Source organism: Pseudomonas sp. RW10S2, assembly GCF_014268985.1.
Taxonomy (GTDB): domain Bacteria; phylum Pseudomonadota; class Gammaproteobacteria; order Pseudomonadales; family Pseudomonadaceae; genus Aquipseudomonas; species Aquipseudomonas wayambapalatensis.
Map to the genome: position 1 here is coordinate 1 of NZ_JABWRO010000118.1, position 17,465 is coordinate 17,465.

The 17,465-nt window shown below is 59.5% G+C and carries 16 protein-coding genes; 7 read left to right on the forward strand and 9 right to left on the reverse strand.

Going from position 1 to position 17,465, the window contains the following annotated elements; genetic code table 11:
* Positions 1–483 precede the first annotated feature (483 nt).
* Both HU729_RS21105 and dgt read right to left on the reverse strand, forming a co-directional pair.
* Positions 484–1,170, reverse strand: a complete 687-nt coding sequence (locus tag HU729_RS21105) for a hypothetical protein (RefSeq protein ID WP_186711451.1) — start codon at positions 1,168–1,170, stop codon at positions 484–486.
* Positions 1,171–1,179: 9 nt separating this feature from the next.
* Entirely contained in the window at positions 1,180–2,652 is a 1,473-nt protein-coding gene (gene dgt / locus HU729_RS21110) for a dGTP triphosphohydrolase (protein ID WP_186711463.1), read from the reverse strand.
* A gap of 261 nt (positions 2,653–2,913) precedes the next feature.
* On the opposite strand from dgt, the gene HU729_RS21115 reads away from it, so the two are divergent.
* Together HU729_RS21115 and HU729_RS21120 are read left to right on the forward strand one after the other, a co-directional pair.
* Positions 2,914–3,567 (forward strand): hypothetical protein, encoded by a 654-nt coding sequence (locus HU729_RS21115; RefSeq protein ID WP_186711452.1) that lies wholly within the window; start codon positions 2,914–2,916, stop codon positions 3,565–3,567.
* Positions 3,564–4,439 carry a hypothetical protein gene (locus HU729_RS21120; protein ID WP_186711453.1) on the forward strand — a complete coding sequence of 292 codons (876 nt, stop codon included), beginning with the start codon at positions 3,564–3,566 and terminating at the stop codon, positions 4,437–4,439. Before HU729_RS21115 ends, HU729_RS21120 begins: the two co-directional genes overlap by 4 nt.
* 379 nt (positions 4,440–4,818) lie before the next feature.
* On the opposite strand, the gene HU729_RS21125 is transcribed toward HU729_RS21120, so the two are convergent.
* The 7 genes from HU729_RS21125 to HU729_RS21155 all read right to left on the reverse strand — a co-directional run bounded on the left by HU729_RS21125 (position 4,819) and on the right by HU729_RS21155 (position 10,950).
* Positions 4,819–5,118, reverse strand: a complete 300-nt coding sequence (locus HU729_RS21125) for a type II toxin-antitoxin system RelE/ParE family toxin (RefSeq protein WP_186711454.1) — start codon at positions 5,116–5,118, stop codon at positions 4,819–4,821.
* Positions 5,108–5,347, reverse strand: coding sequence for a type II toxin-antitoxin system RelB/DinJ family antitoxin (locus tag HU729_RS21130; protein WP_186711455.1), 240 nt, complete (start codon positions 5,345–5,347; stop codon positions 5,108–5,110). Before HU729_RS21130 ends, HU729_RS21125 begins: the two co-directional genes overlap by 11 nt.
* A gap of 241 nt (positions 5,348–5,588) precedes the next feature.
* A complete protein-coding gene (locus tag HU729_RS21135; protein ID WP_186665716.1) occupies positions 5,589–6,242 on the reverse strand; it encodes a glycosyltransferase family 25 protein in 654 nt (217 codons plus the stop codon).
* Between the two features lie 186 nt (positions 6,243–6,428).
* Positions 6,429–6,899 carry an arsenate reductase ArsC gene (locus tag HU729_RS21140; RefSeq protein ID WP_186711456.1) on the reverse strand — a complete coding sequence of 157 codons (471 nt, stop codon included), beginning with the start codon at positions 6,897–6,899 and terminating at the stop codon, positions 6,429–6,431.
* A gap of 27 nt (positions 6,900–6,926) precedes the next feature.
* Positions 6,927–8,210: an arsenic transporter gene (locus tag HU729_RS21145; protein ID WP_186665712.1), complete on the reverse strand. Its 1,284-nt coding sequence runs from the start codon at positions 8,208–8,210 to the stop codon at positions 6,927–6,929.
* 18 nt (positions 8,211–8,228) lie between these two features.
* Entirely contained in the window at positions 8,229–8,576 is a 348-nt protein-coding gene (locus HU729_RS21150) for a metalloregulator ArsR/SmtB family transcription factor (RefSeq protein WP_186665710.1), read from the reverse strand.
* A 76-nt stretch (positions 8,577–8,652) separates the two neighbouring features.
* Complete coding sequence (locus HU729_RS21155; protein WP_186711457.1) at positions 8,653–10,950, reverse strand: TonB-dependent siderophore receptor; 2,298 nt, start codon at positions 10,948–10,950, stop codon at positions 8,653–8,655.
* Between the two features lie 139 nt (positions 10,951–11,089).
* Between HU729_RS21155 and HU729_RS21160 the strand changes: the two genes are divergently transcribed.
* The 5 genes from HU729_RS21160 to HU729_RS21180 all read left to right on the forward strand — a co-directional run bounded on the left by HU729_RS21160 (position 11,090) and on the right by HU729_RS21180 (position 17,374).
* Complete coding sequence (locus HU729_RS21160) at positions 11,090–11,806, forward strand: response regulator transcription factor (protein ID WP_186711458.1); 717 nt, start codon at positions 11,090–11,092, stop codon at positions 11,804–11,806.
* A 1-nt stretch (position 11,807) separates the two neighbouring features.
* Positions 11,808–13,175: an ATP-binding protein gene (locus HU729_RS21165; protein WP_186711459.1), complete on the forward strand. Its 1,368-nt coding sequence runs from the start codon at positions 11,808–11,810 to the stop codon at positions 13,173–13,175.
* A 100-nt stretch (positions 13,176–13,275) separates the two neighbouring features.
* Positions 13,276–13,791, forward strand: a complete 516-nt coding sequence (locus HU729_RS21170) for a sigma-70 family RNA polymerase sigma factor (RefSeq protein WP_186711460.1) — start codon at positions 13,276–13,278, stop codon at positions 13,789–13,791.
* 5 nt (positions 13,792–13,796) lie between these two features.
* Positions 13,797–14,756, forward strand: coding sequence for a FecR domain-containing protein (locus HU729_RS21175; RefSeq protein WP_346655313.1), 960 nt, complete (start codon positions 13,797–13,799; stop codon positions 14,754–14,756).
* A gap of 104 nt (positions 14,757–14,860) precedes the next feature.
* Positions 14,861–17,374 (forward strand): TonB-dependent receptor, encoded by a 2,514-nt coding sequence (locus HU729_RS21180; protein WP_186711462.1) that lies wholly within the window; start codon positions 14,861–14,863, stop codon positions 17,372–17,374.
* Positions 17,375–17,465 lie beyond the last annotated feature (91 nt).

Below are 17,465 nucleotides of genomic sequence, written 5' to 3' on the forward strand. Positions count from 1 at the left end.
GTGACAAACGCCGATGTCACCAGCAACAGCCTTGTAGATGATGGTGCCGCAGACCACGGAATGGACTGCACCTGACTGACAGTCAGGCATGCCCCGGTCATCGCATTGCTGCGTTCACTCGGCTCAGGATCTTCAGGCGCTGCTTTAGTCAGCCAGCGCTGCTTCCACCCGCCCACCGGTAACGGTGCTCAGGAGGCCAGATCATGAGATGCCCTTGCTCCCGGACGTAAGGAGCCGCCAGTCCCGCGAAGAGGACATTCCCCACAGGTCGCAGGGGCCTTGATCCCTGATAACACTCAGCATTCTTGGCGGGATGACGTGGGGCGAGGGTCGGTGAAAAAATGAGGTGATCGGCATTGGTGGGTATACAAGATGGCCGCAATTTCAGCTATGAGCTACGCAGCGCCACAGGTGCCAATGTAGTTTTTGGAAGCGACTATCTTACTTTATGAGCCGAAATGCTTTGATGAGCCTTAAGCTGAGCTAAATAAACTCCAGAGAAAGCTGCCTAGTAAATTCGAATGGCCTTTCTGGGCTTTTTTCAAGATGGCTAATCAAATTAGCCCTAAAGCCAGCGAAATTCCCTAACAAGGCGTCATTTCGCAAGACATATTCGCATAAGCCTGGCGATAACTTAAACCCTCTCCTCACTGATAGATCAATAGCTTTTATCGCCATTTTTGCAGGATAAGGATTATGTATTAGATTAATATCTAGAATTTTACGCCTAATAGACTGCCTACAAAATTTAGGCAAATAGAAGCATTCACTATTAATGTTAAATATGGCAGCATCAGTAGTAAAGAAGGTTGTCCTGCACAGATCTTCTATGCATATTGCTTTCACGTACCCTTCGCGAACAGCCCACGTATCTTCTAGAGACCAAATATCATAAGGGCGCCCTAAAAAGAAAAACCTATACCCTCCAAACCTATTTCTCACAGGTGAGTAATTTCGGATTGCATAGTATATTTCTTCGGCAGATGCGCTTGATACCAAATCTATATCCGAATTAAAAAATTCAGGACGCCCTAACGTTAGATCGCGAATCATCCCACCAAATATAGCTAAGTCAGCGAGAGAGCTTTTCAGGTGCTGAATCGGATGAGTTTCTCCCAGCTCCTCACCGAGAAATACCTGAATTTTCTTTTTCGCTGACTTTGAATTCATTGAGCTATCTCACCCACGAGCTTGATAGGAGCGGAGCTCCTGAAGAAGGTTTACCGCATAGGAGTCTGTCATGCCAGATATCATATCCGTCAATAGTAGACATTGGCGGTACCGTAATGGTAGGCCCTTCAGATCGCCAGGAGGCGAGTTGTACACGCGCCGATAGTTTTCAGATATCCTCATAAAGACATATCGATTATATGGATGACTAGGGCGATAAACTTCATTATCTGGGTTAGTTTCTAAAATAGCAGCCCAGAAAATATCCATTAATCCACGTATCGTGTTATAACCAGTCAACTCAACCTCTAGGACTGAACGATGTTGAAACGTATGATTAAAAGAAAAGTCGCCCAGTAACTCACGCAACCGCGAAACACTCGAAATATCTAACAAGGCCCTGGGAGCCAAGCCCTCGATAAAACTGTTCTGATTTTCGACAAACGCATCAACGCAAGAGTTGATCATCATCCCAATTGCATAAACTCTAAAACGCTGCATGGATACATCATTTAGTTCTGCAGGAGACAAGTCTAATAGCCGATACTCAACATGCTTCGCTCGTGACTTCTCCACCAACTCATTAATTACATTATCTTGAGGGGCGTGGTGCTCCAAGTAAGCTAGAAGGTCTGAAAATGAAGCCAGTCCTTTTTTGACAGCATCCTCAATATCAAGAACTGCATAAGCAATATCGTCGCAAGCCTCCATGATGTAAGACATTGGGTGACGTTTGCCGATTGAGAGACCAACACTTTCTAGAACATGTTTTGCTATCGACTCTTCGGACAAAAAGAAACCATGCTTCTTGGTGCAAACGTTGTTCTTATTTACACCCATCGCCCCAACAGGGTACTTCATCATGGCAGCAAGTGTCGCAACAGTTAGATCTAGCCCAAAATCATCATTAAGCACTTGAAGCCGTGTTACCAACCTAAATGCCTGAGCATTACCTTCAAATTTTAAGAAGTCACGATACTGCCGTTCCGTCAGCACGCTGAATTTCTTACCGGCAACTGAACTAATATTGTCGAAAAACCAGCTTTGGATTGCCCCCTCCCCTTGATGGCCAAAGGGTGGATTTCCTAAATCGTGGACAAGACCTACTGCAGCAAGAAGGGAAGGAATATCCCTCACAGCAGTGGGAACTTCACTCGCAATGTTATTCGAGTATACCAGTGTAGTGCCGAAGCTACGGGCTAAGTTCGAAACCTCGTGTGAATGTGTCAATCTGTTCCGAACGCTGTCGTTCCTATCAAGGGGGAACACTTGAGTTTTGTCTGCCATTCGTCGGACGGGGGCACAAAACAAAATGCGATCATAGTCGCGCTCGATTTCGGTGCGGAGTTCCACTCTTCCGCTACTTGAACTGGCTGCAGGCACGACGGTGCCTGCATCGGTTTTTTTCCGACGACTCGCACTCAGAAGACTGGTCCACACCGACCTCGGCTCTGCAGTGGCAGGGATTGGGGCTTCTTGCATCGAGGTCAATTCGTATCTCCTTGAAAAATATGAACTTCTTGTCGGCGCTGCGGCTGCTTCGACTGGAGGTGGCTATTATGCCAAGAAGCCCCACTCTCGGCCACATTCAGTTGAGGCGATGAGGGCCGGAAGCCCGAACACATCGTGCTAAGCCGTCCTCTAGAAAAAACTAGCTCAAAATATTGAGCTTGCCCAACGTCTCAATTGCAACCGTTTGAAAAATCTGATGTACTTAGCATAACTTCTAACAAGAGAAAAATTATGCTGCCACAAGAGGTTTACGATGTAGCCCAGAAAAAGGGGATGTCGCATTTCTTTCACGCTAATACGCTAGCTACTAGTGTAAGTCTTCTGAAACTAAATAGCCTTGCATCTAGGGGACACGTCGAGAATTTCGGACTTGCCCAGACGGGGCAATATACCGATGACCTCGATAAGAACCTAGGTGTTTGGAACGATGTTTTTCTTGACACTGTAGACATCCATCGTCGTGCTTCGCGCCGAAATCATTACGGCCCAGTTCTTTTTGTTTTCGACTCAAAAGTTATACTTTCAGCTTCTGACGTGCGGATTACCAAGACAAACCCTTCAAAATGGCAGATCAACACTCCAGTTGAGCAGCGCTATTTTACAAGTATCTCGGAGTTAGACGCCGACTGGCACGCCGGGAACTTTGATCAGATGATTACACTACAAGCACCCAACGGAGCCATCCCTTTCGACAGAAACTTTCTAAGCATAATCATAGATGACCCTGCAACTGGAGATACGCCTAGCAAAGATTATATTTCGGCCGAGGAAGCAATCTCCAAGCTTACAGACCGTACGATCACACGCAGACAATGTTCATCATGGTGCAAGTGCAAAGAAAACTACCAGAGTAGCTGGATAACTTCAAAAATGTTCAGTATATGACGCGCTTTCCCTCTTCTGCGAGCACTGGCTTTCCAAAAGCAATTTTTCGATCGCTTTTGCAGAAATTGGTACGCCGTGGTCATACAGAACTATCTGAGAAAGTCGCTTTGACCCTCGCCAAAAATGGCGACTCAAAGTGGCTTCAGACCCGAGCAAGCGTAATCTTGTTTGAGGAGTGCTGGCCGCTAGTGCCGGTGGTAGCGTCACACACACCAACCATTGTCCTTATTAAAAAAGTTGCAGGGTCTAAAAAAAATAAGGATGCAGCGGGTCTAGGAAGCCTTGCTTACGAATACTTCACTGGAAATAAAAGTGCAGCAAAAGACTCTCCAGATAGTTTAGCCGTTAGAACGGTAGCTGCAGGACTGGAGAGACCTGACGCTTTCTTTAACTGGGTGGAGAGCAAGAGCTTAAGCCTTGAACAAAAGAAAGTTACAGCTTCAGCCCGAAGTATTTATAAACAAGCAAGCTGGCAATGGGATAAGGCATTCTGTATCGCAGCGTCCTATCTTGCGATGTCATCACTACCTATAGTCACCCCCTCGACTGCAGATGTTGAAAGCAGCTTCCCTACATGGGTAGCTATTGACAAACATACACCTGAGGGACGGGCCGCCATTCAACGCGCCGGAGCTAAACTCAAGATACCGCCCAAGCAACTCTCTTGGATCAGTTTTTACCTCGAAAGCGTAAAGGTTAATTATTTGGTTGATTCTCCATGGTGGGATGCCGAGAGGAAATGGCGATTTTTACAACTCGGAATCTCTGAAAGCTACGCTTCTGAGGTCTGGAATCAAGCCTCAGAAATAATTCAAGAAGAACTCCACCTGCAGACCTCAAGAATAAACAGCCTCATTAAAACGGGCAGCTAAAACTTTTACAAACAATCTAACTCCAGCATCCTTCCAGAACCAATCTGCTGACAACTTCTTACTTGTTATAGCCGGACTGCACACCCTAATAAAAACATATCCAACCTCTCCACCAGCAGAACCCAGACCAATCAAGTTACTAACATCCGTAGTTGATACACCCACCCTTTCCAAATTTAAACTTACTGCTCTTTAAACTGAAATAGCTAGACGAAGGTTATAGGGTATTTTTTGAGATAGCGCTTTGCGCAAATTCTTTTATAACCAATTAAATCAATGATTTATGATACTTTTCGACTCCTGGTGCCGCATCTAGAACCGCTGCATACCAACGAATACCTCCAAGGCCACCACAACCCGCCCTTTGGCAATTTCTTCGTTATGACGTTTTACCTACCACTCGCGCTGCCGCCTTGCGATAAGCCTGTTCTCGCTCGCGCTTATCCACAGCTACCACAAAAACAACAACCTCCTGATCGATCACCTGGTAGACCAATCGGTAGCCGCTGCTGCGCAGCTTGACCTTGTAGCAGTCCGGCAAGCTATGCAGCCGGTTCGCTTCGATCCTCGGATTCATTAAAACCGAGATGAGTTTTTTCTTGAGTTGCTGCCGGACCGTGTCTCCCAGCGTTTGCCATTCCTTTAGCGCTCGCGCATCGAACTCAAGGCTATAGGTCATCCAGAGAAACATTCACTCGCTGAGGGTCAGCAAGGCGCTTGCGAACGGTCGCTAGCAGCGCCTCATCCTCATCGGTCATGAGGACAGGTTTAAAAGGCAGCTGCCCGCGCTCGGCGACGTACTGCAATGCTTGGCGCATAAGCTCGGAGGGCGTAACACCCAACCGCTCAAGCTCACGATAGGCTCGGATTTTGAGATCGTCGTCGATACGAACGTTGATGGAGGCCATGGTGGCTTGCTCACTGTAATGACAATGGTCTTTACAGTGACGTAATTCCGGGCACCAGACAAGTGGCTTAGGAGCACAAGCCGACGGAGGACAAAGCCCAGAGAGCGCGAGTACAAGCTCTTCGGCCGCCAAGGCCTGACCGCCCTTGGCAGCGCTATCCAGTCGGGATGGGACGGCACGCCGCAAGCGCTTCGAGATCAAACAGCGGCTCGCCAACGGCATGGATCCCATCCCCCTCCGGTCAGAAATCCAAACGCAGCACAGTGCGCCAGAAGTTCTTCAGCGGAGAACGCCAGTGCTTGCGCCAGTTACGCTCCCACCAGTCGTCTTCGTTCTTCACCACGTCCTCAAGGTCGCTACCCGTGACAGCAGCAGCATGCTGGCGGAACATCATCGGGAACACACAATGTTGCCGGATCCGTCGCTTGAACATCACGTCCACAGGCGTACCGTCATACGGCGTCTGCGCCAGGATCGCGCAGCCTTTGCGTGACAGCACGTATGCATGAAGGGCCACCACGCGGCCCCGTGCAATGAACGGGAACCAGGTTAACCAGGTTCGGCCCATGCTGTAGCCGAGGTGCAAGGCCTCGAATCGATGGCGACGCATGAAGCGGTTTACCCAGGCGATCCGCGAGGCTTTCAGCTCGTAGGGCATCACGTCATCTTCAAAAATCAGAATCCGCTCCAGGCCCTCCTCGAGCGCGCGCTGGGCGAGTTGCTGGTGAGACTCGTAGCAGCCGCGCTTGGGGTCGCCGTGCTTCTGCACGACATGAAATATCACTTGGTTGTCGAGCACCTTGCCAATGCTCTTCCTGAACAACTCACGCCTGTCACTCCGTGCATCGAGCGAGATGCAATAGACGGCGTCAACATCGAAATGAATCCTGCCCACCAATCAATCCCTTTAACTAATGCCTGTCATATGGTGGTGCTGAATAGAGCGGCAATAATATCGGGAGAATCAGATATCACAAAGCCATGTTTGCGTTGTCTACCTGGGCGCATCCGGTGGCTGTCCGGGCAGGTCGTCGAACAGCGACAGGTCGAGGTTGGGCAGGGTGTCTGACATGGGGCCTCCTCAGAGCGTGCCGATGCGGTCCAGCTCGCGCTTGAGCTGGTCGCGGTCGAGGGTATCCGGATGCAGCGCGAAGAACGCCTCGAAACGCCGTTGAATATGCGCGAGGGTTGCCCGGAACGCGCCGTCGATCGCGGCTTCGTCGCCCACCACGTCGGAAGGGTCTTCCAACCCCCAGTGGGCCTTGAGCGCGGGGCCGAAGTACACGGGGCACGCTTCACCAGCGGCCTTGTCGCAGACGGTGATGACGATGTCTGGCGGGTTGCCTTCGAAGGCTTCGTTGCCCTTGCTGCTCAGGCCGTCGATGGCGATGCCGGCTTGCTGCAGGGTCTGCAGGCTGCGCGGCAGCACCTGGCCTCGTGGGAAGCTGCCGGCGCTGATGGCTTGGTAGCCTTGCGGGGCGAGGTGGTTGAACAGGGCTTCGCACAGAATGCTGCGACAGCTGTTGGCAGTGCACATGAACAGGATTCGCATCGCTCGCTCCCCGCCGCGTGGCGGTTGTCAAAGGCCCAGGCGCAGTGCCAGGGCGGAAAGGGTGATCAGCAGCACCGGCAGGGTCAGCAGGATGCCGACCTTGAAGTAGTACCCCCAGGTGATGCGCATGCCTTTGCGGGCCAGCACGTGCAGCCAGAGCAAGGTGGCGAGGCTGCCTATGGGGGTGATCTTGGGGCCGAGGTCGCAGCCGATGACGTTGGCGTAGATCATCGCGTCGCGCACCAGGCCTTCGGCGCCGCTGGCCTGGATCGACAGGGCGCCGACCAGCACGCTGGGCATGTTGTTCATCACCGACGACAGCAACGCCGCAATCAGGCCGGTGCCGAGGGTGGCGGCCCACAGGCCGTGGGCTGCGAGGCGGTCGAGCACGCCGGCCAGGGCGTCGGTCATGCCGGCGTTGCGCAGGCCGTACACCACCAGGTACATGCCCAGCGAGAACACCACGATCTGCCAGGGCGCTTCGCGCAGCACGCGGCGGGTGGAGATCACGTGGCCGCGGGCGGCAACGGCGAACAGCACGGCGGCGCAGGCGGCGGCCACGGCGCTGACCGGGATGCCCAGCGGTTCGAGCACGAACAGGCCCACCAGCAGCGCCAGCAGCACCACCCAGCCGACGCGGAAGGTCGCGCGGTCGCGGATGGCCAGGGCCGGGGCCTTGAGGTCATCCAGGGCATAGCGCGCCGGGATGTCGCGCCGGAAGTACAGGAACAGCACCAGCAGGGTGGCGGCCACCGCCGCCAGGTTGACCGGCAGCATCACCGAGGCGTAGGCGCCGAAGCCCAGCCCGAAGTAGTCGGCCGAGACGATGTTCACCAGGTTCGACACCACCAGCGGCAGGCTGGCGGTGTCGGCGATGAAGCCTGCGGCCATGACGAAGGCCAGGGTCGCGCCGGGCGAGAAGCGCAGCGCCAGCAACATCGACATGACGATGGGGGTGAGGATCAGCGCGGCGCCGTCGTTGGCGAACAGTGCCGACACCGCCGCGCCGAGCAGCACGATGAAGGCGAACAGGCGGCGTCCGTCGCCGCGCGCCCAGCGCGCCACGTGCAGGGCGGACCACTCGAAGAAGCCGGCCTCATCGAGCAGCAGGCTGACGATGATGATGGCGATGAAGGTGGCCGTGGCATTCCAGATGATCGCCCAGACGGCGGGAATGTCGTGCAACGACACCGCGCCGAACAGCAGCGCCAGCAGCGCGCCGAAACTGGCGCTCCAGCCGACACCGAGCCCCTTGGGCTGCCAGATGACCAGGATGAGGGTGAAGACGAAGACGCAGGCGGCGATCAGCATCGGCAGGACCTCGTCCACTCAGCAGCAGGCAGCGGCACGGACGGGGCGATCGTCCATGTGCTGCAGGCGGGCGATGTTGTCCTGGAGCCAGGCGCCATTGGCCTGGGCGGTGACCTGCAACAGCTCGCCGACCCAGGCGGGCAGTTCAGGGTTGAGGCGGTAGTACACCCACTGCCCCTGGCGGCGGTCCAGCAACAGGCCGGCGCTGCGCAACTGGGCGAGGTGGCGGCTGATTTTCGGCTGGCTGTCGTCGAGGGCGCACATCAGTTCGCACACACACAGTTCGCCAAGACGGGCGATCAGCAAGGTGGCGCGGACGCGGGTCTCGTCGGCGAGGGACTTGAAGACCTGGGTGGGGGTGATCATGAGGGGGCACCTGAACATATGGAAATCCGAATATATGGATTTCCATATGCATATTGCAACAGGTGCGGGTGTTTCGTCAGAACGCCGTGCTGACCGTCAGCGACAGGTTGCGCGGATCGCCATAGATCGCTCCGGCGTAGAAGCCGTAGCGGGTGTAGTAGTGCTTGTCGAACAGGTTGTTGGCGTTGAGGCTGACGCTGGTGTCGTCGGTCAGCTGGTACTTGGCCATGGCATTCCAGATCGCATAGCCCGACCAGTTGACGTCGCTTGAGCTACGGCTGACACCGTTGGTCGGCTGGCCGGCCGGGGTGGACAGCGCGCGGATGTTGGTCTGCGCGGTGACGCCGGTGCCGAGGGTCAGGCGGTCGAGCGGGCCGGACAACCGGTAGGTGGTCGAGGCCTTGAACAGGTGCGACGGGTCGCTGCGCCCATCGCTGTCGAGGCGGCGGAAGTGCAGGTAGGTGTAGCCGGCGTAGACGTTCCAGTTCTCGGTCAGGGCGCCTGCGAGTTCCAGGTCGATACCGTCGGTTTCCTGGCCGGAACCTGCCTTGTAGGCGGTGGAGCCGGTCGGGGTCAGCAGGTCGCCGTCGGTGACTGCCTTGTTCTCCTGTTTGGTGCGGAAGTACGCGGCGGATGCGTTCAGGCGGCCGTCGAACCAGGCGGCCTTGATGCCGGTCTCGTAGCTCTGGCCGCGGATCGGCTCGACCTTGGTGCCGCTGGCGGTCTCTTCAGTCTGCGGGTTGAAGATGTCGGTGTAGCTGGCGTAGACCGAGTAGGTGTCGTTGAGGTCATACACCGCGCCCAGGTAAGGGGTGACGATGCCGTTGTTCTGCTGGTTGCTGCGCACGCCGCTGACGTTGCGGGTGGTGGCCGAGTAGTCGGTGCTGCGCACACCGAGGATTACCGACAGCGGGTCGGTGATGCTCAGGCGAGTGGCCGCGTACATGCCTTGCAGGCGGGTAGTGGTCTTGCTGTGACGGCCAGTCCGCGAGGCGAGCATGTCGTAGTCGCTGTCCACGCCATTGAGCCAGTTGCTCAGCGGCAGGCCGTTGTTGGCGCGGAACTGGCAGCCCAGGGCCGGGGCGCTGACGCTGTTGGCGCTGACCATGGTGCAGGTGTATTCCGGCGACCAGGCCACAGTGCGGCTGTCGTTGTAGCCGACCATCGCCTGGTGGGTGCGGCCGAACATCTGGAACGGGCCAGACAGGTCGATCTGCGCCGATTGCTGGGTGGTGTCGCTGGAGCTGTGCAGGCCGTTGAGCACCGCACCGCTGCCATCCTGATCCCAGTAGCCGCCATAGACACCGCGCCCGGACGAGTTGACCTTGGCCAGGCCGCGGTGGTTGAGGGCATCGCTGGTGCTCTGCGAACCTTTCAGGTCCAGGGTCCAGTCGTTGTCGAAGTGGTGCTGCAGCGAGCCGAAGGTGGTGCGGGTGATGTACTCGCCGAAGCTCCAGCTGGGCACCACGTTGGTGCTGCGCGGCAGGTCGGTCTTGCTGCCGTCGCCATACCAGATCGGGATGTTGGCGCCCCAGCCGCCACCGACCACCTTGTTGTATTCGTACTGGTAACCGGCACCGAGGGTGGTGGCGTCGTCCAGGTCGAACTCGAAGTTGGCCAGCGCTGCGCGAGCGCGCTCGGACTGATTGTCACGGAACGAGTTGGCGTCCTGCTGGGTGACCACGAAGCGCGAGCGCAGGCGGCCGTCTTCGGAGAGCGGCAGGTTGAGGTCGGCGCCCAGGCGGCGTTTGTCCCAGCTGCCGTAGGTGGCGTATGCGCTGCCGCCGAAGGTGCGGGTCGGTGCCTTGCGGATCAGGTTGACCGTTGCCGACGGGTCGCCAGTGCCGCCGAGCAGGCCGTTGGCGCCACGCACGATGTCGATGCGCTCGTACAGGTCCAGGTTCAGCGCGTTGCCGCTGCCGCTGAAGTCAGAGCCGCCGGGGAACTGCAGGCCATCGATCTTCCAGTTGCTGATCGAATAGCCACGGGCGCGGAAATCGGTACGCCCGCCGACTTCCATCTTGCTCATGCTGATCCCCGGTGCAGTGTCGAGCGCCTGCTCGATGCTGTGCACATCGCGGTCGTCCATCTGCTGGCGGGTGATGCTGGTCACCGACTGCGGGGTCTGGCGCGGGGTCAGGTTCAGGCCGGTGGAGCTGCGCGTGCTCTCGACGGTATAGCCGAGCTGGCCGGCGTCGTCGGCACTGGGCAGCGCGCTGTCTTCGATGTTGGTGGCGCCCAGCTCCAGGGGCTGGGGATCAGCCGCAAAGGCACCTGCAGACAGACTGAAGGCGATACACAAGGCAAGCGGTGAGAGGCGGCTGCCGCCGCGGGTGAAGCGGGCGCAGGCGCCGGGGATGCTCTGAGGTTTCATTTGGGAAGGCTTCGTATTCGCAGATGGTTTTTGCTACGATTCTAGGGATGTGCCCTCTGGGCTCCATGCCCGGCTTGTACGGGGATGTAATGGAACGTAACGGGCGCTGCATGGGCGCCCCCGACAGGTGTCCCCCGCAATGAGCACGACCTTGCTGGTCGTCGACGATGACGACGAGATCCGCGAACTTCTCTGCGATTACCTTACCGATGCCGGCTATCAGGTGCTGGCTGCCGCCGATGGCGAACAGATGCGCCAGCAGCTGGCACGACACAAGGTCGAGCTGGTGGTGCTCGACCTCATGCTGCCCGGCGAGGATGGCCTGAGCCTGTGCCGCCAGTTGCAGGCGCAGCCGGGCCTGGCGGTGATCATGCTGTCGGCCAAGGGCAGCACGCTGGATCGCATCATCGGCCTGGAAGTGGGCGCCGACGACTACCTGTCCAAGCCCTTCGAACCCCGTGAACTCATTGCCCGCATCAAGGCCGTCCTGCGCCGCCCGCAGCGCCTCGACACGCCGAGCGAAGAGCCCGCCAGCCAGGCGCAGCAGTTCGCAGGGTTCAGCCTCGACCATATCAAGCGCCTGCTCACTCATCCCGACGGCCAGGCCCTCACCCTGCCCCGCTCCGATTACCGCGTGCTGCGCGAGCTGCTCGAGGCCAACAACCGCGTGGTATCGCGCGATCACCTGACGCGCAGCGCCTTTGGCCGCGACCACCTGCCCGACGACCGCTCGGTTGACATGTGCATCAGCCGCCTGCGCCAGCACCTGCGCCGCGCCGCCAATGGCAGCGCGCAGATCCTCACCATTCGCAACGAAGGCTACCTGCTCAGCATCGCCTGCGAGCCAGGCGCCTGAAGTGCGCCTGCTGCGCCGCCTGTGGCCACGGACGCTGTTCGGCCAACTGCTGCTGATCATGATCAGCGGCACCCTGCTGATCCAGTTGATGTCCAGCAGCATCTGGTTCGACGTGCGCTTCGCCCAGGTGTTCGAGGCCCCGGTGCGGTTGATCGCTGCGCGCAGTGCGCCGCTGATCGCCCAGGCCGACTGCCATGCCGGGCAGTTGCAGGTGCCGGCGCACTATCACCTGCGCTGCGCCGAATCACTGCCCGAAGCCCAACGTGATGATCGACGCGGGCGGCACCGCATCGAACTGCTGCTGCACCAGGCGCTGGCCTACGAACTCGGCCACGACCAGCAAGCGCGCCTGCTGAAGGTGCAATTGACCGATGAGCTTGGTCAGCCGATCGTCTGGCGCAGCCTGTTCGGCCTGCGTACCGCCCAGGCAAACCTGCAGTTCGCCGTGCCGATGGAGGATGGCCACTGGCTGGTGATCGACGGCGAAGAACTGCAGGGCTGGAGTGGCGAGTCGGCCTGGGTGCTGATCAGCGACTATCTGCTGCGCGTCTATGCCCTGCGCATCGTCGCCGTGCTGCTGGTGTGCCTGGTGGCCGTGCGCCTGTGCCTGCGCCCGCTGCGACGCCTGGCCGATGCCGCTCGTGGCCTGGGGCGCAACCTGGAGCAGCCGGCCCTGCCCCTGGAAGGCCCTGAGGAAGTGCGCCAGGCAGCGCAGGCGTTCAACGCCATGCAGCAGCGGCTGATCGCCATGGTCAACGACAAGGCCTACTTTCTCGCCGCCGTCTCCCACGACCTGCGTACGCCCCTGACCCGCATGCGCCTGCGCCTGGAGCGGCTGGAGGATGGCGAACACAAAGAGCGCCTGCGCCAGAACATCGCGCAGATGGATGCCATGATCGGCCAGGTACTGGACTACCTGCGGGCCGGCGAGCAGCAGAACCTGCAGGAGGTGGACCTGGACCGACTGGTGGCGCGCCTGTGCGCCGACTTGGCCAGCGCCGAAGAGCCGCTGCCGATCCAGGGTGAAGTGGGCAAGGTGAAGGTCGATGCCTTGCTGATGCAGCGGTGCCTGCAGAACCTGCTGGTCAATGCCCTGCGTTATGGCAAGGCGGTTTCGCTGCGGCTCGAGGCGGATACGGCGCAGGTGCGGATTCATGTCGAGGATCGCGGGCCAGGTATTGCCGCGGGCCTGCTGGACACCGTGACCGATCCGTTCGTGCGTGGAGAGGGTTCGCGCAACCAGGCGTCCGGTGGGTATGGCCTGGGGTTGAGCATTGCCCAGCGGATTGCGGCCAGCCATGGCGGTGAGTTGCGGCTTTCCAACCGCGATGGCGATGGGCTGAAAGCGACTGTGGTGTTGCCACGCTAGCACCAGCCCGCCCACAGCGCACACCTCAAGCCCCCCATTGCCAAACCCTGCCCAAAAGAGTTCAAATCGCACTAATTCCCATTAACAACTACCCTCCCCCATGCCCCCCACCGATTCTGCCCTGCGCTCCGCCACCGAGGCTCTCTACCTCACCCACAGCGCCTGGCTGCGTGGCTGGCTGCGCAAGCGTCTGGACTCCACCAGCGATGCCGCCGACCTGGTACAGGACACCTTCGTGCGGGTCATCAAGGCGCGTCGTGCCCTGGATATCCGCGAGCCGCGCCAATATCTGAGCACCGTCGCCAAAGGTCTGGTCATCGACCTGTTCCGCCGCCGGGCGCTGGAGCAGAGCTATCTCGAGGTGCTGGCCTCCCTGCCCGCCTGCGACCATCCATCCGAGGAAGACCAGGCGATCGTTCTGGAAACCTTGATGGAAATCGATCGCATGCTAGACAGCCTGGGTGACAAGGTGCGTCAGACGTTCATCCTGTCGCAGTTCGAGGGGCTGACGTATCCGCAGATCGCCGAGCGCCTGGGCGTCTCGGTACGCACGGTGAACAACCACATGGCCAAGGCGATGGAGCAGTGCTGCCTGATGCGCCTGGGGCTGCTGTGAGCGCCGTGTCATCACCGTTGAGCACAGCGCAGCGCGAGGCTTTGCGCTGTGCGGCGCAGTGGTATGCGCGGCTGTCGTCGGGGCTCGAGGATGCGGGCGAGCAGCAGCGCTGGCAGCGCTGGCACGATGCAGATCCTCTGCACCAGCAGGCCTGGCAACAGGTTGAGGCAGTTCGGCGGATGGTCGAGGGGGTGCCACGGCAGATTGCAGCGCCGGCCCTGCGTCAGGCGCGGGAGTCGCGCAGGCGGGTGCTGCGTCAGTTGCTGGTGCTGGCGGGCGTCGGTGTGGTGGGTGTGGGCGGCTGGAGAAGCGAACTGCGAACAACGCTGATGGCCAGCCTGCACACCGGGGTCGGTGAGCAGCGTGAGGTGGTGCTGGAGGATGGCAGCCAGATCCTGCTGGACAGCCGTTCGGCGCTGGATGTGCGCTTCGACGCAGCGCAGCGTGTACTGCGTCTGCTGAGCGGGCGGGTGCTGGTGCAAACGGCCGCCGATGCCCTGGCGCGTCCGTTTCTGGTGGAGGTGGCCCAGGGGCAGGTGCAGGCGTTGGGCACCCGCTTCACGGTCGAGGCCGACGAGCGCTTCTGCGAGGTGACGGTGCTGGAAAAGGCCGTACAGGTGCGTCCGCTGAACAGCGCACAAACCCTGCGTCTGGAAGCGGGTCAGCAGGTGCGGTTCGATCGCTCTCGGCTTGGCGAGCCGTGGCGCAGCGACGCTTCGGTGGCGTCGTGGCAAACGGGTAGCCTGATAGCAATCAACCGGCCGCTGGGCGACTTGCTGGAAGAACTGTCGCGCTACCGGCGTGGCTGGCTGCGCTGTGATCCATCGATTGCCGGGCTGCGGATTTCCGGGGCCTTTCCGCTGCACGACATCGACCTCGCCCTCGCCGCATTGGCCAGCGGTTTCGAGCTGCACATCGTGCGGCGTACCGATTACTGGGTCAGTGTCATGCCTCGGGTCGGTTGAGGCGTTGCAAAAAAATTCTCATCTGCGTTGCACTTTTTTCTCACGTCCTTCGGCCATTGCTCAGACATCTGCCGTTTGAGCGGATCAATTGGGGGAGGACCATCATGACGTACCCGTATGCGCGCCGACTGAAACCGGTGGCCGCAGCCATTCGCCTGGGCTTTTGCAGCGTAGTCCTGACTACGCTGCCGGCATTCGCCCATGCAGCCGAAGTCAGTGAGCTGCGCCAGTACCAGATTCCTGCCGGCAGCCTGACGGAGGCGCTCAGCGCCTTTGCATCGGCCTCGGGCAGTGCCTTCTCCTTCGATGCCGCCTTGACCGACGGCCATCGCTCGCCGGGGCTGCAAGGCCGCTACAGCGTTGCCCAGGGCTTCGCGCTGCTGCTGCAAGGCACAGGGTTGCAGGTGGTCGCGCAGAGCAATGGCAGTTATGTGCTGCGCCCGTCGCCGCGCAATGACGGCTCGCTGGAGCTGGACGCCACGACCATCTCCAGCCAGCGCCTGGACGCCACCTCCGAAGGCACCGGGGCCTACGCCGCGCGGGCGGTGACCATCGGCAAGGGCACACACACGCTGCGCGAGACACCCCAGGCGGTGACCGTGCTGACCCGCAAGTACATGGACGACCAGAACATCAACACCATCGACCAGGCGATGGAGAAAACCCCGGGTATCGCGGTGTACGAATCGCCCATGGGCGGCAAGTACTTCTATTCGCGCGGTTTCATGATGCAGGGCCAGTACCAGTACGACGGCGTGCCGCTGGATGTGGGCGGCGAGTACGTACAGGCCAACAGCTTCTCGGGCGACATGGCCTACTACGACCGGGTCGAAGTGCTCAAGGGCGCGGCGGGCATGATGAAGGGCTCGGGCAGCTCGGCGGGCGGGGTCAATTTCGTGCGCAAACGCGGCCAGAGCACGCCCACCACCAGCCTGAGCCTGTCGGCGGGCTCCTGGGACAACTACCGCAGCCAGATCGACACCGGTGGCCCGCTCAACGCTTCGGGCACGCTGCGTGGCCGGGCGGTGGTAGCGTTGCAGGATCGCCAGTACTTCTACGACCTGGGTAAACGCAAGGACCAGATCCTCTACGGCGCCCTGGACTACGACCTGACGCCGGATACCACCCTGGGCTTAGGCGTCGCCTACGAGAGGCTCGACGCCCGGCCCTGCTGGCACGGCCTGCCAAGGGGGAGCGATGGCAAGGACCTGAAGCTGAGTCGCTCGACCTGCCTGGGCGCTTCGTGGAACACCTGGGACAGCCAGCGCACCACGGTGTTCGCCGACCTCAAGCACCAGTTGAACGATGAGTGGGCGTTCAAGTTCGCCGGGGCCTGGACCCACAACGACCAGGACATCAAGTACGCCCTTTCCGAGACTCCTGGCGGGGTGCCTGCAGGTGCGACCTCGGCGCCATCCTCGGTGTACTCGGGCCTGTTCGACTATGACCAGACCGACTACGGTTTCGACGCGTACCTGGATGGCAAATTCGATGCCTTCGGCCTGCAGCATGAATTGGTCGTAGGCGCCAACGCCAGCCGCGCCCAGACCCGCGACCACTGGGCGCTGATCAACATGACCGGCCTACTCGGCGCATCGCAGGATCCGCTCAATCCCAACCCGCACATCCCCGAGCCCCGCGATGGCTTCTACGCGCCCAACGCTTACCGTGGCGGCCCCTTCCCGACCGAGACCGACACCCGGCAATTCGGCACCTACGCCACGCTTCGCCTGAAGCTGGCCGAGCCGTTGACCCTGGTGCTGGGTTCGCGCGTCAGTTGGTACCGCAACAGTCGTGACTCCTACACCCAGGCATGGGATTACTGGCAGCACGACCGCAGCCAGGAGAACGGTGAAGTGACGCCATTCGGCGCGCTCATCTACGACCTGAACGACAACTGGTCGGTCTACACCAGCTATGCCGCGATCTTCCAGCCGCAGAGCACTTACACCGACCAGGCAGGCAGCCCCTTGCAGCCCAAGACCGGCGCGAGCTACGAGCTGGGGATCAAGGGCGAACTGCTGGATGGGCGTGTGAACACCTCGTTCAACCTGTTCCGCACCATCGAGGAACATCGCGGGGAGGCCAACTACGACAGCAGCTGCCCAGGGTCTTCGGACGGCTTCTGCTACAGCGATGTGGGCAAGGTCCGGGCACAGGGCTTCGAGGCCGAAATCAGTGGCGAGGTGATCGAGCGCTTGCAGGTGCTGGCGGGCTATACCTACACCCAGACCAAGTACCTGGACAGCACCAGTGCCAATCCGCAGGAGCCGGCGTTTTCGACCACCTACTTCCCGCGCCATCTGTTCCGGGCCTCGGCGGACTACCAACTGGCGGGAGCACTGGAGCGCTGGAGCGTGGGTGCAGGGGTAACGGCGCAGAGTGATGTCGCGTTCCGGGATGGCAATATCAGGCCCGTGGCGGTGAAATCCGTCCAGCCGGGGTATGGCATCTGGAGTGGACGGATCGGCTATCGGATCGACGAGAACTGGTCGCTGGCGCTCAATGGCAACAACCTGTTCGACAAGAAGTACTACCAGAGTGTGGGGGCGGTTTCGTGGGGTAACTTCTATGGTGAGCCGCGCAACTTCACAGTGACGCTGAGAGGCAACTTCTGATGTAGGGCTTCATTCCCAAGGCCCGTGGACTAAGTGTGGGAGCGCACTTGCCCGGAACTGTCAGTTTTTTGTGTTCGGGCCGGCAGGGGGC